The organism is Roseimaritima sediminicola (assembly GCF_009618275.1).
Taxonomy (GTDB): domain Bacteria; phylum Planctomycetota; class Planctomycetia; order Pirellulales; family Pirellulaceae; genus Roseimaritima; species Roseimaritima sediminicola.
Window position 1 is genome coordinate 13,386 of sequence record NZ_WIAD01000032.1, and the last position, 23,894, is coordinate 37,279.

The window sequence follows — 23,894 nt, forward strand, 5'->3', positions numbered from 1 at the left end:
GTTTCGTGTAGAGGAGAAGATCGACTATGTCCGTGTTCGCTGAGCAGTTGTGTGCCTACCTGGATCAATCCGGCCTACAGTTCCAGCAAAGCGACGATGGCACGGCTTTTCAGATGTGCTTCGACAGCGATCACGGCATCAACCGCGTGTTGGTGCTGGTCTCGGACGACCTGCTGCAGATCCTGACCTATCCGCCCAACAAGGTCGTCGACCGCCAGCGGCTGAGCATCGCTCATGCGGTCGTGCGGGCCAACTTTGGCCTCCGCATCGGACAGTTCGAGCTGGACATGGACGATGGCGAGCTGCGGTACCGCATCGCGGTGCCCCTGTCCGACCAGTTTCCCGCCGACGAAACGCTCGACTGCCTGCTGCCGCTGGGCGGAGCCATGATCGAACGCTACCACCCGGCGTTCCTGTCGATCATCTACGGCAACGAAGACGTCGAGCTAGCGATCAAAGCCGCCGAGCTGTGAACGGCAAAGTAGCACGGCTGTCCAGAGTAGCTCGGCTGGGACAGCCGAGCTAAGCACGACGGCATGAATCTTTCGGTGAAACCCCGCAACAACACCCTCCCGCGCAGCGGGAGGGTCGGGCTCTTAGGCCCGGGGAGGGCCCTGCGAAAACCCTCTCCGGGCCTAAGAGCCCGACTCTCCCAGAGGGCGAGTATTGCCGAAGTAAATGTTGCGACGTACTTACTATGGGAAAAACCCGTATTGACGCGGCGTGCGGCTTGCCTACGCTTTAGGAAAGCGAGCCCTTCCCACCCGGCCGTCCTTGCCGAGCACTTCGATGACGTTGCAAGCTGTCTCCAATCTGTCGACACGTCGCGACTGGGTCGCGGTGCTGTTCATCGGATTGGTGCTCAGCCTACCCGGAACCCTGGTCCTGGGTGGATCGCTGAATCGGTTGGCCACCGAAAAAGGCTCGTGGAGCCAAGCCGAGGAGGAAATCCACGCTTCGGCTCCTTCGCAAAAGGCCCGTTCGCGCCGTTTGCAGCGCTCCCCCAGGATGCTCCGCATCGGGGCTCCGCTCTCTTTGCCAAAACGAAACGACCTGGGTGCGCGGCATCCGGTCGTCGGCCACTGTTGGTATAACGGCCTCCGAGCACCGCTGTTGGTCTAGCGGGTTGCTGCGCGCTCGGTGGCGTTGTGTCGTCGAGTGATCGAGGTGCGATCCGCCGGTGACGCGTGCTTGTTTGGTTGGTTCGGCCAGCCGGCTCCGCGGTCGCCGCTGCGACTCGGCTCGATCGCTTTGGCAGTCGCGCTGCCGAGATGCTTGTCTTTTTCGGCGCTGCGTTTCCCCGCCCGGGTCCTTTACGGGACCGTCGACCCTCTGGTCGACTCGGTCCTCATGGCCCAGGCGGCTGCAGCAACCCCTGTTCTCATGCGACCAACAGCGATCACAAACCTATGACTTCAACCACAACCTCTCCCACCACAAAAAACGAATTCTCGTTACTTTCACCATCGAACTGGGTCCGTGACCTGGTATCCGGCACGGTCGTCTTTCTGGTCGCCTTGCCGCTGTGTTTAGGCATCGCGCTGGCGTCCGGGGCGCCGCTGTTCAGCGGCCTCGTAACCGGCATCGTGGGCGGCTTAATCGTCGGCGTGCTCAGCGGTTCGCACACCAGCGTCAGCGGTCCGGCGGCGGGTTTGACGGCGATCGTCGCCGCTCAGATCGCCTTGCTGGGTTCCTTCGAGGCCTTCCTTGCCGCGGTATTCATCGGGGGCCTGATCCAGATCGGTTTCGGGATCGCTCGCGGCGGCGCCCTTTCGGCGTTCTTTCCTTCCAGCGTGGTCAAGGGTCTGCTGGCCGCGATCGGGGTGATCCTGATCTTGAAGCAGACGCCCCATCTGGTCGGTCATGATTCCGATCCGGAAGGCGAAATGTCCTTCAACCAACCCGATCAGGAAAACACTTTTTCCGAATTGTGGACGGTCTTTCAGACCTTAATTCAAGGTGACGTTCAGCTCGGGGCGATCGTGATTGGTCTGCTGTCGGTCGCCGTACTGGTGACCTGGAACCGCAGCAAATTCCTGCAGAAACTGGTCATCCCCGGTCCCCTGGTCGTCGTCCTGATGGGCGTCGGACTGACGATTCTTTTCCGGGCCCTGGGCGGACAGTGGTTCCTCGGTGGCGATCATTTGGTCCAGGTCCCGGTCGCCGAGAGCGTACGGGAGTTCCTGAACTTTCGAGAGCAACCGGATTTCTCGGTTTGGAACCGTCCCGAGGTCTATATCGCCGGCTTTACGATCGCGATCGTGGCTTCGCTGGAAACCCTATTGAATCTGGAAGCGGTCGACAAACTGGACAAGTTCCAGCGCAAATCGCCAGCCAGCCGCGAGCTGATTGCCCAAGGCGTCGGCAACACGGTGTGCGGTCTGATCGGTGGTCTGCCGATGACCTCGGTGATCATCCGCAGCTCGGTCAATGTCAACTCCGGCAGCCGAACCAAGTTGTCGGCCATCTTCCACGGATTCTTGCTGCTGGTTTGCGTCGCCTTCTTTCCCTACTACCTGAATCTAATTCCCCTGTCGGCCTTGGCGGCCATCCTGATCGTCACCGGCTTTAAACTGGCCAGCCCGCAGCTGTTCAAGCAGATGTGGAACGAAGGTCGTTATCAATTCATTCCGTTCATCGTCACCCTGGTCAGTATCGTCTTTACGGACCTGTTGATCGGGATCCTGATCGGACTGGCCGTCAGCGTGTTGTTTATCTTGAACAGCAACCTGCGTCGCCCGATTCGCCGGATCGTGGAAACCCACATCGACGGCGATGTCACGCACATCGAACTATCGAATCAGGTCAGCTTCCTGAACCGGGCCGCCCTGGACCGCTTGTTTCACTCCATGCCACGCGGTTCGAGTTTATTGATCGACGCGACGCAGTCGGATTACATCGACCCGGACGTCTTGAGCTTGATTCGCAATTTCAAAGAAAACGTCGGACCGGCTCATGACATCAAGGTCAGTCTCCGTGGTTTCCGCGACAAGTACTCCCTGCAAGACGAAGTCCAGTTCGCCGATTACTGCACTCGCGAACTGCAAGACAAGTTGACCCCGGACGAGGCGCTGAGAATCCTGCAAGAAGGCAACCGGCGTTTCGTCAGTGGCGACCGTCTCTCACGCGACTTCGGCACACAGGTGCACGCCACGGCTCAGGAACAGAATCCCCTGGCCGTCGTGCTCAGCTGTATCGATTCCCGAGTGCCCGCGGAATTGGTCTTCGACGTCGGCCTGGGTGACATCTTCAGCGTCCGGGTGGCCGGCAATGTGGTCGGCACCAAATCGCTGGGCAGCATCGAGTACGGCGTGGGCGTGGCCGGCGTGAAGCTGGTCGTCGTGCTGGGGCACACTCGCTGCGGTGCCGTGACGTCTTCGGTCGAACTGGTTTCAAAGAACCTTTCTGCCAACGGGGAAACCGGGTGCCAGCACCTGCAAGCGATTGTCGAAGAGATCGCACCGAGCGTCCCCGAACTGGCCGATGGTCAACTGGATCGGCTGAGCGCCAGTGAGCGTGAGGACGTGGTCGACGAAGTGGCCAGACGCAATGTCGAACACACCGTCGAAGCGATCGTCAATCGCAGCAATGTGATTCGCAGCGCGGTCGAGGCCGGAAGGTTGCGCGTCGTCGGCGCGCTGTACGACGTCAAGAACGGCCAAATCGAGTTCTTCGAAACCGCGGCGGTGGAAACCGCCGACACGCTCACCGGCAACTGACCGGGCCATCTGTTCCCAGGGCCCTGCCCTTTCCAGGGCCCTGGCCCGTCCCATCGACGCCGCCCGGTAGCGTACAATCGTCAAGGTAGTTGTGGCATTGGCTTCCAGCCTATGCCACGCGGGCACGACTCGGCGAGTCATGCTGCCACCATTGCTTTGGAGACACACCGTGTTGCGTATTTGTCGGTTTGGATTGACCTCGTTCTTGCTCTGCCTCGCGGCCGGGGACGTTTCGTCTGCTGCTGTAGCCACCGAGGCCGCACAGCCCAACGTCGTGATCATCTACACCGACGATCAGGGCAGCTTGGATGCGAACTGCTACGGTTCGACGGACCTGCATACACCGCATCTGGATCGGTTGGCCCAGCAAGGCATTCGCTTTACTCAGATGTATGCGCCGTCGGCCATCTGTTCGGCGTCCCGAGCCGGCCTGTTGACCGGACGCTTTCCCGCTCGGGCCGGCGTACCCGGCAACGTTTCCAGTGCACGGGGGCACGCTGGCATGCCCAGCGAGCAACGAACCATCGCCGAAATGCTGGGCTCCGCCGGCTACGCCACCGGACACGTCGGCAAATGGCATCTGGGCTACACTCCCGAGACGATGCCGGGCGGCCAAGGCTTCGACCGCTCCTTCGGACACATGGGCGGTTGCATCGACAACTACTCGCATTTCTTCTACTGGAATGGTCCCAACCGGCACGACCTGTGGCGCGACGGCAAAGAGGTTTTTCGCGACGGTGAATTCTTCTTGGACATGATGGTCAGCGAAGGCCAGCAGTTCATCGAAGATCATCAAGGACAACCCTTCTTTCTGTACTGGGCCATCAACGCGCCGCACTACCCGATGCAGGGCACGGCCAAGTGGCGGGAACACTACAAGGACTTGGACGCACCGCGGCGACAGTACGCGGAGTTCGTTTCGACGGTTGACGAGGCGATCGGCCATCTGGTCGACACCCTGGACCGTTTGCAGCTGCGCGAGCGAACCCTGATCATCGTCCAGTCGGATCACGGCCATTCGACCGAGGAACGGGCGTTTTGGGGCGGCGGCAATGCCGGTCCCTACCGCGGCGCCAAGGGTTGTCTGTTCGAAGGCGGCATCCGCGTGCCCTCGATCGTATCGATGCCCGGAACATTGGCCGAGAACGAAGTCCGCGACCAACTGGCCACCGGCTGCGACTGGTACCCGACCATCGCCCAGCTGTGCGGCGTGGATCTGGCGACAAGTGCGCAGCCGTCGCTGGACGGCAAGAGCCTGGTGCCGGTCCTGAAGCAAGCCGGTGCCCCCAGTCCCCACGATCATTTCTACTGGTTGCTGGGCGGTGGAAAATCCGCTCAGTGGGCGGTCCGCAAGGGTCCCTGGAAACTGCTCGGCAACGGCCGCGACCTCAGCGACCGTCGCTCGCCCGAGCGGGTCGAGAAGCGGTTCCTGGTCAACTTGCAGGAGGACATCGGCGAAACGACAAATCTGGCCGAAAAACATCCCGGCATCGTCGCCGAACTCGAAGCCATCCACCAGCGTCACAGCCGGGACCTGCAGGGTAGCTGATCTCGCCAGAGATTGGGCCGAAGCGATAAAACGTCCAAAAGTCTGGCGACTTCAGCTACGGGTCCAAAGGAGCTACTGCGCCCCGCCCAGACAGTTCGTACAGCACGACCGCCGCGGCGGCGGCGACGTTCAAACTGTTCGTCGCTTGAATCGGAATCGTGACCGCGTCGGTTGCCAATGCCTGCACCGGAGTGGGCAAGCCGTGGCCTTCGTTGCCCAGCAGCACCAGGTAGGGCGAGCGGTCGTGGGCCAAGGCGCCGATACTTTGCGCCTGCGGCGAGAGCGTGGTGGCGATCACGCGGCAACCATGCCGGTCGACCAACTCCGGCAGGGCCGCGGTCCAATCATCATAGAACCAGAACCGCTGCTGTAGCGCCGTGCCCATGCTGACTCGCAACACGCGTCGTGACAACGGATCCGCACAGGTTCGGTCCAGCAGGACATCCTTCACGCCGAAGGCCGTCGCGGTGCGGATGATCGCGCCCACGTTTTCCGGATCGGTGACATTACACAATCCAATCATCGTCTGCTCCGGGCCCGCGGCCGGAAAGCGATTCTTTCCGCTGGCACCTTTGCGGACTCCGCAGGCCATGATGCCACGGTGAAAGTCGTAGCCGACCAGTTCGCATAGCCGCGTTTTGCTCATCCGCAGCACCGGCGTTCCGGCAGGAATCGGCTGGCCATCGAGCCAATCCAGGCAATCGACGCAAGTCAGGATCGACGTCACGCGGTAATCGCTGTGCAATAATCGCTGGACGACCGTGCGGCCCTCGGCGATGAAACATCCCTCGGGGCTGCCGGCCGCGACGCGGCGGAGATCGCGATAGGCGTCCAGCCGCGAATCGTCGAGCCGCTCGACCCACTGGACAGGTTCTCTCAAAGTCATCGATTCGTGTGTCGCTTGATCGGCAAAGGCGTGTTCAGTCGGCAAACAGCGTGCTGCGAACTTCTTGATCCAACGAAGCTCGTTCGTTCATGGCTTCCTGGAACGATTTTGCATCCAGCGTGTACAGCACGCAGTCGGTCTTGGCATCGACGTGAGCGTTCCGAGGTTCGCCGGTCAGGAGTGCTGTTTCGCCAAAAAAGTCGCCCGGGCCGATTTCGGCGACCCATTGCTCGCCCGGTTCGCGACGCACCTCCATCTGTCCGTCGCGAATCAGATAGAACGTGTCGCCGGGGTCACCTTGACGGATCACGCGGGTGCCTGCGGAATGCTGCTGGACCGACATCCGATCGGCCAACTGCGTCATGGTTCGAATCGTCACGCCATCAAAGATGCTGCAGCCCGACAACATCTCGCCGATCTTCGACGCTTCGCTGACCCGGGTATCGCGAGCGATCGTGCCGAAGTCCATTTTCACGATGCGGTCGGCCACGTCCAGGATACGGTTGTCGTGCGTGACGATCACAATGGCGGTGCCCCGCTGGCGTGCTTGTTCCTGAAACAAGGTCACCACCTTGCGGCCGGAGGCTTCGTCCAAGGCGGCTGTAGGCTCGTCGGCCAGCAGGATGTCGGGTTGGTGCACCAGACCTCGAGCGACCGCGACCCGCTGCTTCTGACCGCCGGATAATCCGCGAGGCTTGTAATGCACGCGGTCGCCCAGCCCGACGGCTTCCAGCATCTGCTGGCAGCGACGGTTTTCTTCCGCCCGCGATGACCGCTGTGGCTGCAACTCCAGCGCCATCCGCACATTCTGCAGGGCCGTTAAAGACGAAAACAGATTGTGGGCTTGGAACACGAATCCCAACCGTCGCCGCAAACGGTTGATCTCTGGCGGTGAAGCGGTGTGCAGCGGATGGCCCAGCACGAACAGTTCGCCTTCCTGCACGCGGCGAAGGGTCCCGATCAGCGTCAGCAAGGTGGTTTTCCCGGAACCGCTCTGTCCGGTCATGATCACAATTTCCCCTGGCCGTACGATCAGATTATTATCGTACAGGACCTGCTTGCGCGCATCGCCCTGGCCGTAGAAGTGTTGCACGCCGCAGACTTCGATCGCGGCGGACCGGCCAGACTGCGAATCGAATTGCGTCGCGGGCACGCTTTCTGTCGAACTGGCGGCAGCAGGCATTGGACGATGACCTACCCTTTGGCGGGAGACGGTTTTCTTTCGATTGACTTCGACTTTCCATTCACTGTTCTGACGATCGACCAGCGATTCCTCACACAGCAAGTCTAATGCCTGCAAACCGACAATCGATGATCCGCCTGAGAAATCTTGCAGGGCTTGTCCTGACCGGACCGGTGGTCGCACTTACAACGATCGGATGCGATTCAACGCCTGCTCCGCCACCGCCGGCCGATGCGCCCACCCGGGTGCCGGCGCTGGCCGCCCTGGGCACCGAGATCGATCAGGCCGTGTTGGCACAGGGCCAACTAAAACCCGCCGGCGGTGTACTGGCGATTCCCGGCCCACCCGGCGACCGTCTGGAATCCTTGGAGGTCCAACAAGGCGACCAGGTCCAAGCCGGTCAGGTGCTGGGCCGGTTGGCCAGCCAGGCCGCCCGCGAAGGCGAACTGGCCGTGGCCCGGGCGAAACGCCAAGAAGCCGAAACCACGGCCGAGGCGGAACAGCGGGTGGCCATGGCCAAATTGGACGTCGCCAAGATCGAACTGGAAAAAGCTCGGTTGAAACTCCAACAGGCCAAAGATGAACTGCGCATCGCCGAAGAGAACGGTGGCCGGCTGGGCCTACTGCAGCAAGAGCTGCAGCTGGCCGAAAACAAACTACAACAGATGCGTTCTGCCGCCGAGGACCCGACCGGGGGCCGCCTGATCACCAGCTCCAATCTGGAACAACAACAGTTGGCGGTCGATCAGGCCCGTGCGGACCTGGCCGCGGCGCGAGCCGAGGCACGCTCGGCGATCGACGCCGGCGAGCTGGCTGTGCGAGCGGCCGAGCAGGAACTGCGGGCCGCCGAAGTCGCCATCGAGTCGGGCAAAGCGGCACTTCCCCTCGCTTCGCTGGACGAACAACTCAAGCTTCTGGAACTGCAGCTCGCCAGCAGCCGCTTGGTCAGCCCCAGCGACGGGACGGTCGTGGCCGTGCACCAATCTCCCGGCCAACCGACGACCGGCCAGCCGATCCTGCAGATCGCCGATCTATCGGAGATGATCTGCGAGGCCGAAGTCAATGTGTCGCAGCTGGCCAAGATCCGCACCGGCGCTCGCGCCACGATCACCAGCCCCGCGTTCGAAGGTGCCCTGGAGGGGACCGTCCAGTCGATCAGTCGCCTGATCGGATCGCCCCAATTGCCCAACGCCAACCCCATGGCTCGCGTCGACTATCGCAGCGGAAGGGTAACCATTCAAATCAAACCCGAGGATGTCGCCCGGGCCGCCCAGCTGATTCACTTGCAGGTCGACGTTGCGATCGCTCGCGAAGATTAGGCCATGAACCGTACGCCTCTGGCATGGAAGAACCTGACCCACCAGCCCGCGCGGACGATCGTCTCGATCGGCGGCATCGCGTTCGCCGTCCTTTTGATGTTCATGCAACTGGGTTTTTTGGGCGCCGTCGGCGATACCGCCAACAACGTCTACCAGCGGCTGGACAGCGATCTGGTGCTGCGGTCTCCCGAATACCTGCACGTGTACGACCCGCGTTCGATTCCCCGCGACGTGCTCCGGCAGGTTGCCGTCCTGGATGAGGTGGCCTCGGTCAAACCGCTGGACCTGGGCATGTCCTCGTGGCAGAACCCGCACAATCATGAGTTTCGCGTGGTCGCGGTGATCGGCGTGGACATCCACAACAACCCGTTGCGTTTGCCTGAGGTCGAATCCCAGCTGCCGCTGTTGATGCACCCCGATCACGTCTTGATCGATCGCACCAGCAGCGCGGATCTCGGCCCGGTCGACGGCCGCCGCTTCGGCGCTGCCGATGTGGGCCGCACCACCACCGCCCTCGGCCAGACGGTTCGCATCGTCGGCACCTTTGCCATGGGCACCGGGCTGGCGGCCAACGGCCAGATTCTGACCAGCCGTGACGGGTTCCTGGAAATCTCGCCGACGGCCGAACCGGATCGCGTCTCGATGCTGTTGGTGCGAACGCCGCAAGGTGTGACCGCACAGCGAGCGAGACGCAGCATCCAAACGGCGCTGGCCGCGCGCGGCGACGAAGCGGCCTCGATCGACGTTTTGACCGTACAGGAAGCCATGCAAGCCGAACGTCGGCGCTGGTATCAAGAAACGCCGATCGGAATTATCTTCGCGATGGGAGTCGCCCTGGCGGTGATCGTCGGTGGTGTGATCTGTTACATGGTCTTGGCCGCCGACGTGTTGGCTCATCTGCCCGAGTACGCCACGTTGAAAGCGATCGGCTATTCCAATGGATTTCTGGGCCGCGTCCTCTTGGTCCAGGCCGGCCTGTTGGCCCTCTTTGCTCTGCCGCCGGCCTTGTTGGCGGCACTGGCCCTGTACGAAGTGACGTCGTACTTTGCCGGCGTGCCGATTCGCATGACCGGACTGCGGATCGCCCTGATCGCCTGCCTGAGCATCCTGATGTGCAGCGCGGCCGGAATCATCGCGCTGCGAAAACTATCCAAAGCCGAACCGGCAAACCTGTTCTAAAAAGATCGCCTGATCCCGCTATCGTCGCCCTTCGTCCTTGATCGATTCCCCTATGCGAACTCCCCTGGCCTGGAAGAATTTGACCGCCGACTGGCGGCGTCTGTCGCTGGGCGTCGCGGGCGTGGGGTTTGCCGTGGTCTTGATGTTCATGCAGAACGGGTTTCGCAACGCCCTGCTGGACAGCCCCGTACAAATGGTGCGGATGTTGGATGCCGACTTGGTCGCGATCAGTCCCGCTCGGTACTCCCTGCCTAGCGAACATCGTTTTCCCTTGAACCTGCTGCAGCGGGCGGCGACCGATCCGGACGTCACCGACGTCATTCCGCTGTACATCGAACGCCAGCGAGCCCAGCTCCGCGTGCAGGAAAACGCCCGCCGTCCGATCCGCGTCCTGGGCGTATCGCTCGAGTCCACCGTGTTCACCGATCCCGAGATCGAGGCCGCCCTGCCCGCCTTGCGCCGGCCTCGGACAGCGCTTTTGGACCGCAGTACGCGGCGTGAGTACGCACTGGCGACCAGGGACTGGGAGCGTTTATCCAACCAGGCTATTGAGCTGTCCAATCGCGACCTGGATATCGTCGGCACGGTCCGAATCGGAACCGACTTTGCCAACGAAGGCACGTTGATCATGAGCGAAGACAATTTCGCCGATTACTTTCCCTTTCGTGGCGACGGTGCTCCGCTGCAAACGGTTGATCTCGGCTTGATCCGGCTGCGTCCGGGCGCGGACCCAAGAACCGTCGCCAGCCGGCTGCGAGAACAGGGCGCCGGCGAGTGGGAAGTGATGCCGCGCGGCGCATTGATTCAGCGGGAGATCAATTTCTGGAGCAACCAAACCCCGATCGGCATGATCTTCTTGGTCGGTTCGTTGATGGGCTTCGCCGTCGGCGTCATCATCTGTTACCAGATCCTGTTCACCAGCATTCACGACGCAATGCCCGAGTTCGCAACGCTGAAGGCGATGGGCTATTCGAACCGCTTCTTTTTGACGTTGGTCATCCGCCAATCGCTCTACCTGTCGCTGATCGGATTCGTGCCCGCCCTGCTGGCCAGTTGGGGGCTGTTTCAGTTGCTCGAGGCCGTCGTGGGGCTGCCGATGATTTTAGATCCGCTGCGGATCGGCATCGTTTTGTTGTGGACGGTCGCCATGTGTCTGATCAGCGGACTGCTAGCCCTAAGAAAGCTGCTGCACGCCGACCCCGCAAGCCTCTTCTAAAACGCGGCACTGATGAGTGTCGCCTTTCGCTCCGCCGAAAGTTCCCCACCCCCGTAGCTGAACTCGCCAGTGTTTAGAGGAGTGTCGCCTTTCGCTCCGCCGAAAGTTCCCCACCCCCGTAGCTGAACTCGCCAGAGTTTGGACCGGTTATTACCTCTTCCGATCAACCATCAACCATCAACCATCAACCATCAACCATCAACCATCAACCATCAACCATCAACCATCAACCATCAACCATCAACCATCAACCATCAACCCTGCCCCGTCCAAAGTCTGGCGACTTCAGCCGCGGGCGGCTAGCGTCTGGACTCCAGCACGGACTGCAACTCCCCGGCACCTCCGAGGCCTAGTATGATGGGACGAAACCTGGCCGCGCGGCGGGTCGCCCCTTGAACGAGCAACCGGAGTAAAGGTGTCAGTAATGAGTGTGAATCGGCGAAGGTTTATCGCAGCCAGTGCGGCTGGTTTGATGATCAGCTCCGGCGGCGTAGAGGCTGCCGACGCTGAACCCAAAAGAATCCGCATCGGACAGATTGGTGTGGGGCACGCGCACGCGAGCAAACTGGCCGTCTATCGCGATTCGCCCGACTACGAAGTGGTCGGCATCGTCGAACCGGACGATGCGCTGTGGCAGCGTGCAAAGTCCCAGCCGGCTTATCGAGGCCTGCCGCGAATGACCCGCCAACAGCTGCTTGACACCGCGGGTGTGCAAGCGGTGCTGGTTGAAACCCGGGTTCGCGACTTGCTCGACAACGCCGAAGCCTGCATCGCCGCCGGCAAACATATTCACTTGGATAAACCCGCCGGGGAGTCCCTTCCGCAGTTCGAACGCATTCTCGCCGCGGCCGAGCGGCAGGGGCTGCTGGTGCAGCTGGGATACATGTACCGGTACAACCCCGCGATACTGTTGCTGCATGATTTTCTACAGCGCGGTTGGCTGGGCGAGGTCTTCGAAATCCACACGGTGATGAGCAAAGTGATCCCGGCCGCATCACGGCGATCGCTGGCCGAGTACCGCGGCGGGACGATGTTCGAACTGGGCTGCCACATCCTCGATCTGGTCGTCGGGGTGCTGGGCGAGCCGGCGAATGTCACACCGTTTATCCAGCACGCTTCCAGCGAGCACGACGACAGTTTGAAAGACAACATGCTGGCGGTTTTGCAGTATCCGCAAGCCCTGGCGACCGTCAAATCCAGCGCCCAAGAAGTCGCGGGATTTGGAAGGCGACATTTTGTCGTCTGTGGCAGCGAAGGCACGTTCCACATCCAACCGCTCGATAACCCGTCCGCCCGGGTCGCGCTTTCGAAGCCACGTGGCCCCTACAAGGCCGGTTACCAGGACGTAACATTCCCCAAGTTCACCCGTTACGTTGCCGATGCGGCCGATATGGCCCAGATCATCCGCGGTGAGAAAGCGTCGGATTTCTCCTACGCCCACGACCTGGCCGTGCAGCGGACCTTGCTGAAAGCATCGGGGCTGCCGCTCGGCGAGTAGCCGCAGTGTCGCCTTTCGCTCCGCCGCAAGTAGCCACAGTGTCGCCTTTCGCTCCGCCGAAAGTTGCCGCAGAGTCGCCTTTCGCTCCGCCGAAAGTTGCCACAGTGTCGCCTTTCGCTCCGCCGAAAGTAGCCACAGTGTCGCCTTTCGCTCCGCCGAAAGTAGCCGCAGTGTCGCCTTTCGCTCCGCCGAAAGTAGCCGCAGTGTCGCCTTTCGCTCCGCCGCAAGTAGCCGACGGCGTCAGACTCAAACACTACGACCCATCACCCGCCGGCGCGATTCAGATCCAGAAAGGTGATCATCGAGGGGTTGCCCACCGGGGTGTAATGGCCGGTGAAACTTAGCCGGCCGGTCTTGCGATCCACTTTGAACACGGCGAGGTTGTCGGCCCGCTGGTTGCAGGAATACAGGAACTGGCCCGTGGGATCGAAGTTGAAGCTGCGGGGGTAGTCGCCCCGCGTCCACTCCTCGCCGACGTACGTCAGCTCGCCGGTCGGGCCGACGGCGAAGATCCCGATGCTGTCGTGCAAACGATTGCCGACGTAGACGAAGCGGCCATCGCCGGAGACCACGATCGCCGAACAGAAATTGCTGCCGGCGTATCCGGGCGGCAAGGTCGAGACGGTCTGCCGTGGAGTGAGCCGGCCCGCCGTGGCGTTGTAATCAAACAGGACGACCGTCGAGCCTTCCTCCTGGATGGAGTAGAACCAGTTGCCGTTGGGATGGAAGTCGAAGTGGCGTGGCCCGTCACCGGGCGGCAACGACACGTCGGCCGGATCGTTAGCGACCAGCTTGCCGCTCTGGGCATCGAACCGCCAGATATAGATCTTGTCCAGGCCCAGGTCGACATGCAGCACAAAGCGTCCCGACGGATCGGCTGCGATCATATGGGCGTGCGTGCGGTCATGTCCGCTGATCGCAAAGCTGCCGGGCGGAGCGTTGGTCGCGGTGGTCGGACCGATCGTGCCTTGATCGACTTTCACGTCGGTCGCTGGCCCCAGTTCGCCGTCCTCACCGATGGGCAGCACGGCGACCGATCCGCCAAAGTAATTGGCGACCAACAGATAGCGGCCGCTGGGATGAATGCTCACATAGGTCGGGCCAGCACCACCGGACGCCACGGTGTTAAGTTTACGGAGCTGGCCGTTGGCGGGATCGATCGCAAAGGAAGTCACGGTCCCGTGGTTGTCGTCGCCCACGCGGTCGGTTTCATTGGCGCTGTACAGCCGTGTGCCAGCGGCATTGATCGTCAAGCAGCTGGGACTATTGCCCATCCGCACGTTCCCGGCGTCCGTCAGCGCCCCGCTGTCGCGATCCACCTCGAAGATGTGAATGCCCCGGCCATTGCCCGGCGGCAGGTCGACCTGCGTCGGCAAAACGTCACGCAGCGGAGAGCTGAACGTGCCGACGTAGGCCATCATCGGCCGAGGGCCGGCTGGGGACTGCGCCCGCAGCGGCGAAGACAGCAGCGCGGTCGAAGAAGCGAGGACGGCGGAATGCCGCAAGAACGAGCGACGCGAGGTGGGATCAATGGACATGGGGCAGTGGAACGCGCGGTTGGTGGGAGCAGGGAAAGGTTGGTGCGAAGCAAATCGGCGGGAGTGATCGGGGCAAGGCTAGGTAGCGGCTTGCCCACACTATAACCGCTGGCCGAACGAGGCGGCATCACGGCTTCCGCAGTTCGTCACCGGTGATTCGAATTTGGATCGGCACCGAGCCGTCCACGCAGACGATGCTGGCCATCACCGTGGGGTGCGGTGCCGACCAATCGATCTGCAAGATTCCAAAGTTCGGAACGTGGCAGGTCGTGTCGTGAATGCGATTACGATTGTCGGTCGGAGTGCCCCGCGGATGGATCTGGTTCAAACTGCTGGACGTGATGTCGTACAGAACGTAGGGAGCCCCATCGCGAACCGCCGAGACTTCGGACCAGTGACGGTCCCCGCTCAGGAACAACACGCCCTCGGCGCCGGTGCGTCGGATCAGCTGGATCATCCGCTGGCGTTCGGCCGGCAGGTTCGACCAGGTTTCTTGGCCAGCGGCTTCGGCGGCGAACTGGATGCCCGTCGCAATAATCCGCAGCTCCGCCGGCTCGCGTAGTTGTTTTTCGAGCCATTGCCACTGAGCCTCTCCCAGCATCGTCTTGTTTGGATCGGGATCGGCGACGTAAGGTCCACCCGTTCGCCGCTCGCCCCGCTGCAGCGGCGAGCGGAAGTATCGCGTATCCAGCAGGATCACCTGCAGCCGTTGGCCCGCCGGACCGAACAGGTGGGCGTCATACACGCCCGGCCGCTTGCGGCGCGGCGAATCGGGCGGATCGCCCCAGAAGTCGACAAACACTTCCTGTGCGGCCGCGCGCTGTTCAAAGTCGGCGCCGCCATCGTTTTGGCCATAGTCATGATCATCCCAGATGGCCAGCACCGGACAATGCTGCCGAAGTTCTTCAAACCGCGGCAGGGCGGCCAGTTGCTGGTACTTGTCCCGCATGACCTGCATGCCCGCGGTATCGGCGTAGACATTATCACCCAGGAAGATCAGCAGCTCGGGATCCGCTTGCAGCATCCGTTCGAAGATGGGGGCGGGCAGGTTCTGGTTCACGCAGGATCCGAACAGCACGCGTGAGACGGCTGGCGGTTCGGCATGCGCCGGCTCCCCCCAGCCTGCAACCAGGCAACTCAGCAAGCAACCGATCCAGCGAACAGACATCACGATCCCAGAAAAAGCAACGGACAAAGCGGTAGGCAGGCGTCTTCCGGCGTAGCAGCCGTTTTGGCGTTAGCCCTGGGAAACCGTAGCACACCGATCCTAATCGTCCGTAGCCGAACTCGCCAGAGTCGCCTTTCGCTCCGCCGCGAAAGTTGCTGGCGGAGTCGCTCAAAGACGTCCCAAGCCTGTCGGCGTCCGGATTCCCCCAGTCGCGTCTTGCGGCCCAGCCGTCGGAAGTCGCGATACTCGGCCCAGTCATCTAAATTCCACCCGTCGACGACGTTGTTTCATTCATCCAGCAGGAAACGCGAGGACAGCGAAACGCTTTTATCTTCGTTGGCAATCGTTTCGATCATCTCCAGCAGTTCGGCATCTGTGACCGTCCTCTGCTGACCGGCTTCACGTGTCATCAGCTGCGTCGCGATCCCCTCAAGGGACGCGACCACCAGCGTGGAGGGACTGTCGAACTCGGGCAAACGATCGGTTAAGCGGTCTGCGGGAATCAGCAGCTGTGTCTTCTTCCGCAAGGACTTGGCCAACTCATCTGAAAACGTCGTCAGCAGGACGCGGCCTTGGGCCGCCGTCAGCGCGGCGACCGCGCGATGGATGGCAACGATCGTCTTGCCGGTGCCGGCGCTTCCCGAGACGCGAGTCGGTCCGTTGAAGCGGCGATCCACGAAGCCGCGCTGAGAGGGATGCAGGAACACGATCGACTTTTCCCACGGCGCCTCGAGGGCCGCCGCAAGCTCGTCGGCGTTGTCCAGGACTCGAAACCGCCGCTACGCATCGGGGTGGCTGAAAGGATCGGCGTCCGTTGCAGCAACGCTTCCCGGTTCGGGTCGACCTAGCACAGTAGCAGACTCGCATCCGTTTTATGGACGATCACGCGAATGTCCCGCCCAGCGAGGATTGACCAGAAGTGCTTGTCCTTGCAGCGCTCGATGCGATGGAACTGCAGCCCGGGATTCGCCGGATTAACCTGCAAGTCAAACGCCGTCGTCTTCACCGCCTTTTGCTCGTCCGCGGTCAGGCGGGTAAGGCTATCGGTGAAGGTGCCCGAGATTCGGAATTGCATCGTCGGCAAACCTAAAAAATCGCATCGACGCCAATTCGCCGCGCGACCGATTTTTCCAATTGTCGCAGATGATGGTCGATCAGTTGTTTCCGAGCGTTCTCCGCGCCCACGGACAAACGGATCTGGTCTTCGGCGCTGCCTTCATCCGTCGTCAGGTAGCGGGCTCTCAGCGGCGCACGCGGTGCGGCCAAGAAATAAATTCGCAACGAGCAGTCAATGCGTGCGTAACCTGTGTCGCAGCCATCACTTAGGGCTGCAAGTGTGAGCAGAAGGTTCCGCGATTCGCCAGCAACTGGTCAGGAACTCCGTGCATCGGCGAATCTGCTTGAACGACATCGTTGAGGCCGACTTCGGCTGCGGAGCCGCTTCGACGTGGCTGGCACTACCATTTGACGAACCGTCTTGCGGATCTCGCTCAACTGAGCCGCGCCGCTCTGGGTGCTAGGCGATCCCTTCCGGCCAGCGAGCGATCAAAGGCGTGCGGGTATTGGCTTCGTCGGCGGTTCGAACCAACGGTAAATCGTCGGCAGGACCAACAATGTCAGGGTGGTCGACGTTATCAGACCTCCGATGACCACCGTTGCTAATGGGCGCTGGACTTCGGCACCGGAACTTGAAGAGAGGGCCATCGGAATGAATCCCAAAGCCCCACACATGGCTGTCATCAGAACCGGTCGCACGCGATCCATCGCTCCCTTGATAACCGCATCGCGCTGCGAATCGCCACCCTGACGCAGGTGCCGGACATGCTCGATCAGTACCACCCCATTCATGACGGCGATCCCAAACAAGGCAATGAACCCGACACCGGCAGAAATTGAAAATGACAGGTCGCGAATCCACAGCGCCAGTACACCGCCAGTAGCCGCGATGGGGACATTCAGATAGATCAGCATGGCCAACTTGACGGAGTGGAACGTCAGGTACAACAACGCAAAGATCAACACCAAAGCGACAGGAACAGCGATGGCTAACCGTCCCGTGGCTTGTTGAAGATTCTCAAACTGTCCGCCCCATCGGAGCATGTATCCCGGGGGCAAATCCACGCTACGTTCGACTACGTCCTGCGCTTCGGCGACAAAACCCGCCAAGTCACGTCCCCGGACGTTGCACTGAACGAGCAATCGGCGGCGGACCGCGTCTCGACTGATCTCAACCGGCCCATCTTCCACGACAATATCAGCAAGTTGAGAGATGGGAATGGGACGGCCCTGCGAGTCATCCACCTTAAGGGCGAGCAGCTGCGAAGTGTTCATCCGCGCCTCGGGACGTAATCGAATCTGCAAAGGGAAGCGACGCTGTCCCTCGAACACTTGGCCTACCGTAATCCCTCCGACCGAACTGACGGCGTCGAGCACGTCTCGAGTGCTGATACCGTATCGAGCCAGGTCCTGTCGTCGAACCCTAACCCGCAAGTACGACAATCCGGCAATTTGCTGAGCCGCCACGTCGGCCGCTCCATCCACCTGATTGAGCGCACGGACCAACTCATCGCCTTTGGCCTTGAGCACATCCAGATCGTCACCGTACAGGCTCAACCCGATATCGCTCCGAACGCCTGCCACCAACTCTTGGACTCGCAGTTCGATCGGCTGGGTAAAACTGTACGCGTTACCAGGCACCTCCCTAACCAGCGCGGCTTGCATCTCTTCGATCAGGTCGGCCTTGGTTTTCCCCCTACCGTATTCGGCATCGGGGGCGAGCCCTACAAAGATATCTGTTTGATAGACGCCCATAGGATCGTTGGCGATCTCCGGACGACCGGTCTTGGACACGACGGTGTCGACTTGAGGAAACTTCAACAATGTTCGCTCCATCGCTTTGGTCATGTCGATCGAAGTCTCTAGTGAAACGCTAGGCAACCGCGTCGCTTGAATCGCAATGTCTCCTTCATCCAACTTGGGAACGAACTCGACGCCGAAACCGCTAGCCAGGAAAACACTGCTCACGAAGGAGACGACCGAAACGACCAACATCAACAGAGGGCGTTCCATGGCGAACATCAGCATCGGACGATAGGCCGACTTTAAACGGCGCACCACAACCGTCTCGCGCTGCTTGACCCGACGCGCCAAAAACAATGACGCCAAGACGGGCATCACGGTCACCGACAGAACCAGCGCCGAAGAGAGGGCGGTCATGAAAGTGAACGCCATCGGTCGAAACATCTTGCCTTCCATTCCTTGCAAACTGAGGATCGGAAGAAACACGATGATCACGATCAGGCCTGCGAAAAGGATGGGTTTGCCAACCTCCTTCGCCGACTCGCGAAAAACGCCTTGGGGCACCCGTTCGCCGTCGTGTTCCTTTTGGTACTGCATCGCGCGTCGCACACAGTTTTCGATCATCACGACCGCACCATCGACGATCACACCGAAGTCGACCGCGCCCAGACTCATCAGGTTGGCTGAAATCCCGGCGTAGCGCATCGCGATCAAAGCACACATCGCCGATAAAGGAATTGCAGCCGCCACGATCAACCCAGCGCGGACATCGCCCAGCAGAACAAACAGAGTAAGAATCACAAGGATCACGCCCAGCCCGATATTCTCGCCGACGGTATGAATCGTTTTGGCGACCAGTTGTGTGCGATCATAGAAGGTGTCAATCACGATGCCTTCGGGCAGTGTCTTCTGGATTTCCGCGATCTTGGCTTTCACGTCGCTCACGACCTGACGGGAGTTGCCCCCCATCAACATCATCACCATGCCGACCACGGCCTCACGGTCGCCATCTCGCGTCACCGCCCCCTGGCGGAGCATCGGAGCGAACTCGACTTCCGCGAGATCGGCAATGCGAATGGGCGTCCCTTCACGACTGTCTAAAACAATCATCCGAATGTCATCCAGCGAGCTCACCAAGCCTTCACCGCGAATGAGTCGCTGCTCGGCATTATGTGCGATGTATCCGCCACCGGTGTTCGCATTGTTCTGTTGCAGGGCATCCATGATCTGCGTTAATGAGATGCCGTAGTTCTGCAGCTTGGCAGGGTCGATCTGCACCTCGTACGTCTTCAGGGATCCGCCGAACGTGTTGACTTCAATCACGCCGGGGACGCTACGGAGCTGGAACGCAATCTGCCAATCCAAAACCGTGCGAAGATCGGTCAGCGAATGCTCGAACCCGGGTTCGGCGCGAACCTCGAATTGATAGATTTCGCTCATGCCGGTGGCAATCGGCCCCAGTTCAGGCGTCCCCATTCCAGGCGGAATCTCATCGCGAGCTTGCAGCAACCTCTCGCTGATCAGGTTTCTGGCCCAGTAAATATCCGTACCGTCTTCGAAGGCCACGGTAACGGCGGACAGCCCAAAACGGCTGATCGACCGGATTTCCTCTACCTTGGGGATCCCGCTCATCGCATTCTCAATGGGGAACGTAATGAACTGTTCAACTTCGACCGGCCCGAGAGCTGGCGAATCCGTTAGCACCTGCACTTGAACATTCGTCAGGTCCGGAACCGCGTCGAGCGGTATTGTTGCCACGGCGAGGCCCCCAATCCCCAGGATCGCTAACGACAAGAGGATCACGATGAACCGATTGTTGAGCGAAAAATCGATCAAGGCGTTGACCATCTTATTCCTCCCCCAGCAAATCGGCGAGCAACTGCGACTTCAAGACAAAACCGCCCGCCGTAACTACCTGCTCGTCTTTCTGCAGTCCCGAGTGGATAACCACCGAATCACCACTGATTGGTCCGATGCGGACGTCGCGCCGCTGGAATTGATTCTTTGCATTCAATACGAAAACGAAATCCTTCCCTTCGTGTTGCTGCACTGCGGTCGCGGGAACAACCACTGCCTCCGCTTGGCGAATGGGCAACTCGATGTTCACAAACATGCCGGGTTTCAGTTGGTGGTCCGGATTGTCGGCAACCGCCCGCAGTGAGATTGTCCTGGTGCTCTCATCCATGATTTCCCCGGTATAGAAAACCTGGGCCTGGAAAACGCGATCCGGCAAGGCGGCGTTGCGAAGGGTGATCGTTTGGTCTTTGAAAGAATCCAGGAATGGTAAGTGTTCTTCGTAAACGTCGGCCGTGACCCACACGGTGGACAGATCGGCAATACTGAGCAACATCCCGTCGGTCCGCACCTGCTCGCGGAGCACCACGTCCTTGGTCAAAACCGTTCCGTCGAAGGGGGCACGAATGGCGTAATGGGACAGGGTTTCGCCGTGGGCGGCGGGATCGATCTTGGCGATGTCCTCGGCAGCGACATTCAGGATTCGCAGGTTGGTCGCCGCGACCAGCACCTTGGCTTCGGCCTCCTTAACCGCTTGGCTTGACATCAGGGTGCCGGTCTGCAACTCGTGTTGAATCTGTTCCAGGCGTGCTTGGAAGGTCGCTTGATCCGCGTTGCGTTTTGCGATTGCGGCGAGCAAAGTTTTTCCGGACACGGCACCCGATTGGGACACCCCTTCCAGCCGTTCGACGTCCGCTGCGGACTTTAGGAAGGCGGCATAGGATGCCAGTGCCCGTTCGCGATAATCCCCCATGGGACGGTTGCGAAACCTCGTCTCAATCTCCTGGATATCGACGTGGTCTCGTAACGCTTCTAGCAACTCCGCGGCGTTCTCAGCAATCGTCCTTTGCAGTTCGTTCTTGGTGCGGGCGAGCTCGAGTTGGAGCCGAGCTTGATATAGCTCCAATTTGGCGGAACCCACTTCGCGGCTATGAACTAACACCAACAGGTCGTTGGCTTTCACAGTCTGTCCAAGCCGCGCCGATACGTCGTCGACCGTTCCCTCCACCATCGAGTAAATGTGAGCCACGCGATCCTGGTTGAGAGCCACTTTTCCGGTCAGCCGCAAAATCCGCTCGAGCGATTCGCGACGTGCCGGCTCGATTCGAATACCAGACGCCTGCCACTGCGCCGGTGGCAAACTGACCACAGCGGTATCCGCGGGGTCGACCCTATGGACCGAGGGGCCTCCTGACTGGGCCGAAGCTACCATCCCAGGCGAGCCCAGCAGTAATACGAATGACAAGGTCAACATCCAACGGTCAAGCCTGCGACGCCTGTGGATAGCTAGGTGGGCGTAACGATTCATTATCGGGATTCCGGAAGCCAACGTTTTCTAAAGACAGCAGGGACACAACAACACTCGTGTCCGCAACAAAGCCACACCGCTTTGCAGGCCCGCGCATGCACGACCACAGCGGCCAAATTGCAGGAGGCATCAATGCCCGGTAAGGGCGGATCTCAAGGCGATCAGAAGAATCGTTGCGTTAACAACGAATAACGCCGAGAAGTTCGGGAAGCGAATGGCGGCTTGCCAATAACCCAATCGTCGTGAAAGAGTGACGACGGTGCATGGGGACGGACGGTGAGATCGAAGGGTCCTCCCCGAGCCACGTATCCAAAGGTTCTTTTAATGGATGACAGCAGACATCACGGTTTGTCCTTTCAACCAGCGGTTCACACTGGATCCTGGAAACCGCATCATTGCCCCCCAAGCCGCTTTCTAGTTGCATGACCCAGTGCCAATGCCAGCCCGTCGGCCAGTTGCATACATTGCCAAACCCGCCATGACAGGTTTGCAAATGAAGCATCATCTGCTGCTCTGACCAGTCCAGACCGCCGTCACTATGACAGTGTCCCACCGGAAGCGGCGCAGGCCACGTCAGGGCCGTGAGCAGCAACAGCACGGTGAGGGGCGTCGAGATGTGTTTCTGCAAGCCAGCTGGCATTGGGCTTTACGGAAGCAAAGTAACGGGAACGGCAGCTGAAGAGCCGGGCGGCTTTAAGATAGTCGCGTTTTTTTCACCGGTCAACCGCCACGCTCGCTGGATGCTCGTCAGCAGCCGGCAGCGCCCGCGTCGCCATCGCTTTTCGCGTTCGGCTGCTCCGTTTGCAGCGTCGGTTGTGGGCCGAGCACAGACGTCGAAATCGAACACGGCGGATTCCCCTTGATGACCACATCGATGACCTCGGCGTACGCCATCAGCGAGAGGTAAGCTTTGGACGAGTCACCGAAGGTTCTGTTCGTGATCCGCAACGCTTCCGTGAGCGACATCATTGGTTCCGAACATGATGATCGCGACCTCGGGATTTAGCGTTTCCACCCAGCGGTCGACATGTTCCAGAGCCCAAGCGGCCGTCTGGCTTCCCTGGTTTCCTTTGTCGGCGCCCTTCCAGCGTTAGCATTCCGGTTGGATGTGCGAATGGACCGTGGCCAGGGCGCTGCGGACCGGCGCCGGCAGATCATCCCCTTCGAGGTACTGCAGCGGAGCGAAGTAGGCCATCGAATAGGTAATCGAATCTCCGACGTTCAGGACTACGCCGGCCTCGCCGCTGCCCCGAGCGTGCACCTCTCGCATCGCCGCGATCCAGGCCGGCTGCTCGGCCGCGATGCTGGAGACGGAAAAGAACAGAACAAGCACCAACGGTGCGGCGAGTCTGCATTGACAGAACCTGTTTTGATCGGTGAGTTCCATCAGGTAGCATCCGTTAGAGTCGGCAAGTCTTGATTGATGGGGTGCAGCGAGGTAAACCACCGGGGCTGCCATGATAACACACGAACGCGCCGTAGCCGAACTCGCCAGAGTTTGGAGAGATTGTTACCCGGTTCCAAAGTCTGGCGACTTCCGCTACGGGAGGGCAACTTCCGCTACGGGAGGGCGCGGGAGTTGCAGCGTTTGTCGGTGAGGAACCGTGATCGTTTGGGAGGCATGCTCGATGGACGACGCTTTGATTGAGTTAACGGAACGGGGCGTGCGCTTCTCGTTCGTCGGCGATCCGTTTCGAGGTCGGCCCAGGATCCCGAATGACGACATTGTCGAAATCGACTTCAGCCGGGCGGAGATCACCGATGGAGATGTCGCGGCGCTGCGGCCGCTGCGCAATCTGGAAGGGATCAGCTTCTGGAAGACCGGCGTTTCGGATCGCGCGATCGAACTGATCTCCGAGCTTCGTCAACTGACACGGCTGAACCTGTGCGGGACGCGAGTCACGGATGCATCGGTGTCGACGCTGATCGCGATGGAGCTGAACTACATCGACGTCGCCGACACAGAGCTTTCCGAAGAGGGAGTTGAACGGCTGCGCACCGGCCTGTCCAGTGCTGAGATTCTGGTTTAGCGGTGATACGAGGAACCGTCGCGCCGGCTTGCCTCGACCGAATGTGCAGGTCCGCAGGTTGTAAACCGCTCTCACCCTGAGCATGGTGAAAACAATCCGTGCCGACGGCTGTGCGTGGTGTGGCAAACCGCCACAGATTGTTGCAAAGCGTTGCTCGGCCAGGAGCCTCTGTCTATACTGCTGTGCGTGAGGAACGAGTGGCTGTCATCTCTTTCGATTGTCCACTTTGATTAATCTAAAACGAATCTGTATTCGCGATTGCACAGCGAGACGGAGCCTGTCCTGGCTGTTGCTGCTGGCGGTTGTCTTTGCGCTCTCGGGAATCATCGCCGCTCCGGCGGTCCGGTCGTCGGCCGAACGGAGTGCCGAGCGATATCCGTGCGAGAACTGCCCGTGCGGTTGTTCCAGCGCCCAATACTGCTGGGACCGCTGCTGTTGCCACAGCGATCGCGAAAAGCTGGACTGGGCGGAACGCAACGGCGTGACTC

Annotated in this window: 20 protein-coding genes; 9 read left to right on the plus strand and 11 right to left on the minus strand. The window is 60.6% G+C overall.

Going from position 1 to position 23,894, the window contains the following annotated elements:
* Window positions 1-26: 26 nt before the first annotated feature.
* From GE027_RS15140 to GE027_RS15155, 4 genes are all read left to right on the plus strand, one after another.
* Window positions 27-473, plus strand: a complete 447-nt coding sequence (locus GE027_RS15140; RefSeq protein ID WP_153558053.1) for a YbjN domain-containing protein — start codon at window positions 27-29, stop codon at window positions 471-473.
* A 316-nt stretch (window positions 474-789) separates the two neighbouring features.
* Window positions 790-1,122 (plus strand): hypothetical protein, encoded by a 333-nt coding sequence (locus GE027_RS15145; protein ID WP_153558054.1) that lies wholly within the window; start codon window positions 790-792, stop codon window positions 1,120-1,122.
* Window positions 1,123-1,409: 287 nt separating this feature from the next.
* Window positions 1,410-3,719 (plus strand): bifunctional SulP family inorganic anion transporter/carbonic anhydrase, encoded by a 2,310-nt coding sequence (locus GE027_RS15150; protein WP_153558055.1) that lies wholly within the window; start codon window positions 1,410-1,412, stop codon window positions 3,717-3,719.
* 169 nt (window positions 3,720-3,888) lie between these two features.
* Entirely contained in the window at window positions 3,889-5,268 is a 1,380-nt protein-coding gene (locus GE027_RS15155) for a sulfatase-like hydrolase/transferase (protein ID WP_202617427.1), read from the plus strand.
* A 55-nt stretch (window positions 5,269-5,323) separates the two neighbouring features.
* Here GE027_RS15155 and GE027_RS15160 read toward each other — a convergent pair whose 3' ends face one another.
* Window positions 5,324-6,154: a TrmH family RNA methyltransferase gene (locus tag GE027_RS15160; RefSeq protein WP_153558057.1), complete on the minus strand. Its 831-nt coding sequence runs from the start codon at window positions 6,152-6,154 to the stop codon at window positions 5,324-5,326.
* Window positions 6,155-6,188: 34 nt separating this feature from the next.
* Window positions 6,189-7,307, minus strand: a complete 1,119-nt coding sequence (locus GE027_RS15165; protein WP_237607571.1) for an ATP-binding cassette domain-containing protein — start codon at window positions 7,305-7,307, stop codon at window positions 6,189-6,191.
* Between the two features lie 158 nt (window positions 7,308-7,465).
* Here GE027_RS15165 and GE027_RS15170 point away from each other — a divergent pair, with 158 nt between their 5' ends.
* The 4 genes from GE027_RS15170 to GE027_RS15185 all read left to right on the plus strand — a co-directional run bounded on the left by GE027_RS15170 (window position 7,466) and on the right by GE027_RS15185 (window position 12,549).
* Entirely contained in the window at window positions 7,466-8,656 is a 1,191-nt protein-coding gene (locus GE027_RS15170) for an HlyD family efflux transporter periplasmic adaptor subunit (protein ID WP_162006750.1), read from the plus strand.
* A gap of 3 nt (window positions 8,657-8,659) precedes the next feature.
* A complete protein-coding gene (locus GE027_RS15175; RefSeq protein WP_153558060.1) occupies window positions 8,660-9,835 on the plus strand; it encodes an FtsX-like permease family protein in 1,176 nt (391 codons plus the stop codon).
* A 52-nt stretch (window positions 9,836-9,887) separates the two neighbouring features.
* The gene (gene devC / locus GE027_RS15180; protein WP_153558061.1) at window positions 9,888-11,051 is read left to right on the plus strand and encodes an ABC transporter permease DevC; all 1,164 of its coding nucleotides are present in this window, start codon (window positions 9,888-9,890) and stop codon (window positions 11,049-11,051) included.
* Window positions 11,052-11,475: 424 nt separating this feature from the next.
* Window positions 11,476-12,549 carry a Gfo/Idh/MocA family protein gene (locus GE027_RS15185; protein WP_153558062.1) on the plus strand — a complete coding sequence of 358 codons (1,074 nt, stop codon included), beginning with the start codon at window positions 11,476-11,478 and terminating at the stop codon, window positions 12,547-12,549.
* 263 nt (window positions 12,550-12,812) lie between these two features.
* Here the strand turns inward: GE027_RS15185 and GE027_RS15190 are convergent, their stop codons facing one another.
* From GE027_RS15190 to GE027_RS15230, 9 genes are all read right to left on the minus strand, one after another.
* Window positions 12,813-14,087, minus strand: coding sequence for a lactonase family protein (locus GE027_RS15190; RefSeq protein ID WP_153558063.1), 1,275 nt, complete (start codon window positions 14,085-14,087; stop codon window positions 12,813-12,815).
* Window positions 14,088-14,214: 127 nt separating this feature from the next.
* Window positions 14,215-15,255: an alkaline phosphatase D family protein gene (locus tag GE027_RS15195; protein ID WP_153558064.1), complete on the minus strand. Its 1,041-nt coding sequence runs from the start codon at window positions 15,253-15,255 to the stop codon at window positions 14,215-14,217.
* A gap of 287 nt (window positions 15,256-15,542) precedes the next feature.
* Window positions 15,543-15,962: a UvrD-helicase domain-containing protein gene (locus GE027_RS15200; RefSeq protein ID WP_162006751.1), complete on the minus strand. Its 420-nt coding sequence runs from the start codon at window positions 15,960-15,962 to the stop codon at window positions 15,543-15,545.
* Between the two features lie 137 nt (window positions 15,963-16,099).
* Entirely contained in the window at window positions 16,100-16,330 is a 231-nt protein-coding gene (locus GE027_RS15205; RefSeq protein ID WP_153558066.1) for a hypothetical protein, read from the minus strand.
* Between the two features lie 11 nt (window positions 16,331-16,341).
* Complete coding sequence (locus tag GE027_RS15210; protein WP_153558067.1) at window positions 16,342-16,536, minus strand: hypothetical protein; 195 nt, start codon at window positions 16,534-16,536, stop codon at window positions 16,342-16,344.
* 264 nt (window positions 16,537-16,800) lie between these two features.
* Complete coding sequence (locus GE027_RS15215; RefSeq protein ID WP_153558068.1) at window positions 16,801-19,902, minus strand: efflux RND transporter permease subunit; 3,102 nt, start codon at window positions 19,900-19,902, stop codon at window positions 16,801-16,803.
* 1 nt (window position 19,903) lies between these two features.
* The gene (locus GE027_RS15220) at window positions 19,904-21,313 is read right to left on the minus strand and encodes an efflux RND transporter periplasmic adaptor subunit (RefSeq protein WP_162006752.1); all 1,410 of its coding nucleotides are present in this window, start codon (window positions 21,311-21,313) and stop codon (window positions 19,904-19,906) included.
* An 810-nt stretch (window positions 21,314-22,123) separates the two neighbouring features.
* Window positions 22,124-22,342 carry a hypothetical protein gene (locus GE027_RS15225; RefSeq protein ID WP_153558070.1) on the minus strand — a complete coding sequence of 73 codons (219 nt, stop codon included), beginning with the start codon at window positions 22,340-22,342 and terminating at the stop codon, window positions 22,124-22,126.
* A 124-nt stretch (window positions 22,343-22,466) separates the two neighbouring features.
* Window positions 22,467-22,709 carry a hypothetical protein gene (locus GE027_RS15230; protein ID WP_153558071.1) on the minus strand — a complete coding sequence of 81 codons (243 nt, stop codon included), beginning with the start codon at window positions 22,707-22,709 and terminating at the stop codon, window positions 22,467-22,469.
* Between the two features lie 295 nt (window positions 22,710-23,004).
* On the opposite strand from GE027_RS15230, the gene GE027_RS15235 reads away from it, so the two are divergent.
* Entirely contained in the window at window positions 23,005-23,406 is a 402-nt protein-coding gene (locus GE027_RS15235; RefSeq protein WP_153558072.1) for a hypothetical protein, read from the plus strand.
* Window positions 23,407-23,894: the final 488 nt, after the last annotated feature.

Excerpts from the sequence above, each read along its gene's own strand:
- GE027_RS15170 (WP_162006750.1), top strand. The coding sequence starts at position 7,466 with ATGATCCGCCTGAGAAATCTTGCAGGGCTTGTCCTGACCGGACCGGTG.
- GE027_RS15195 (WP_153558064.1), bottom strand. The coding sequence starts at position 15,255 with ATGTCTGTTCGCTGGATCGGTTGCTTGCTGAGTTGCCTGGTTGCAGGC.
- GE027_RS15190 (WP_153558063.1), bottom strand. The coding sequence starts at position 14,087 with ATGTCCATTGATCCCACCTCGCGTCGCTCGTTCTTGCGGCATTCCGCC.
- GE027_RS15150 (WP_153558055.1), top strand. The coding sequence starts at position 1,410 with ATGACTTCAACCACAACCTCTCCCACCACAAAAAACGAATTCTCGTTA.
- GE027_RS15175 (WP_153558060.1), top strand. The coding sequence starts at position 8,660 with ATGAACCGTACGCCTCTGGCATGGAAGAACCTGACCCACCAGCCCGCG.
- GE027_RS15185 (WP_153558062.1), top strand. The coding sequence starts at position 11,476 with ATGAGTGTGAATCGGCGAAGGTTTATCGCAGCCAGTGCGGCTGGTTTG.
- GE027_RS15140 (WP_153558053.1), top strand. The coding sequence starts at position 27 with ATGTCCGTGTTCGCTGAGCAGTTGTGTGCCTACCTGGATCAATCCGGC.
- GE027_RS15145 (WP_153558054.1), top strand. The coding sequence starts at position 790 with ATGACGTTGCAAGCTGTCTCCAATCTGTCGACACGTCGCGACTGGGTC.
- GE027_RS15225 (WP_153558070.1), bottom strand. The coding sequence starts at position 22,342 with ATGTCGCTCACGGAAGCGTTGCGGATCACGAACAGAACCTTCGGTGAC.
- devC (WP_153558061.1), top strand. The coding sequence starts at position 9,888 with ATGCGAACTCCCCTGGCCTGGAAGAATTTGACCGCCGACTGGCGGCGT.
- GE027_RS15205 (WP_153558066.1), bottom strand. The coding sequence starts at position 16,330 with ATGCAATTCCGAATCTCGGGCACCTTCACCGATAGCCTTACCCGCCTG.
- GE027_RS15160 (WP_153558057.1), bottom strand. The coding sequence starts at position 6,154 with ATGACTTTGAGAGAACCTGTCCAGTGGGTCGAGCGGCTCGACGATTCG.
- GE027_RS15235 (WP_153558072.1), top strand. The coding sequence starts at position 23,005 with ATGGACGACGCTTTGATTGAGTTAACGGAACGGGGCGTGCGCTTCTCG.
- GE027_RS15215 (WP_153558068.1), bottom strand. The coding sequence starts at position 19,902 with ATGGTCAACGCCTTGATCGATTTTTCGCTCAACAATCGGTTCATCGTG.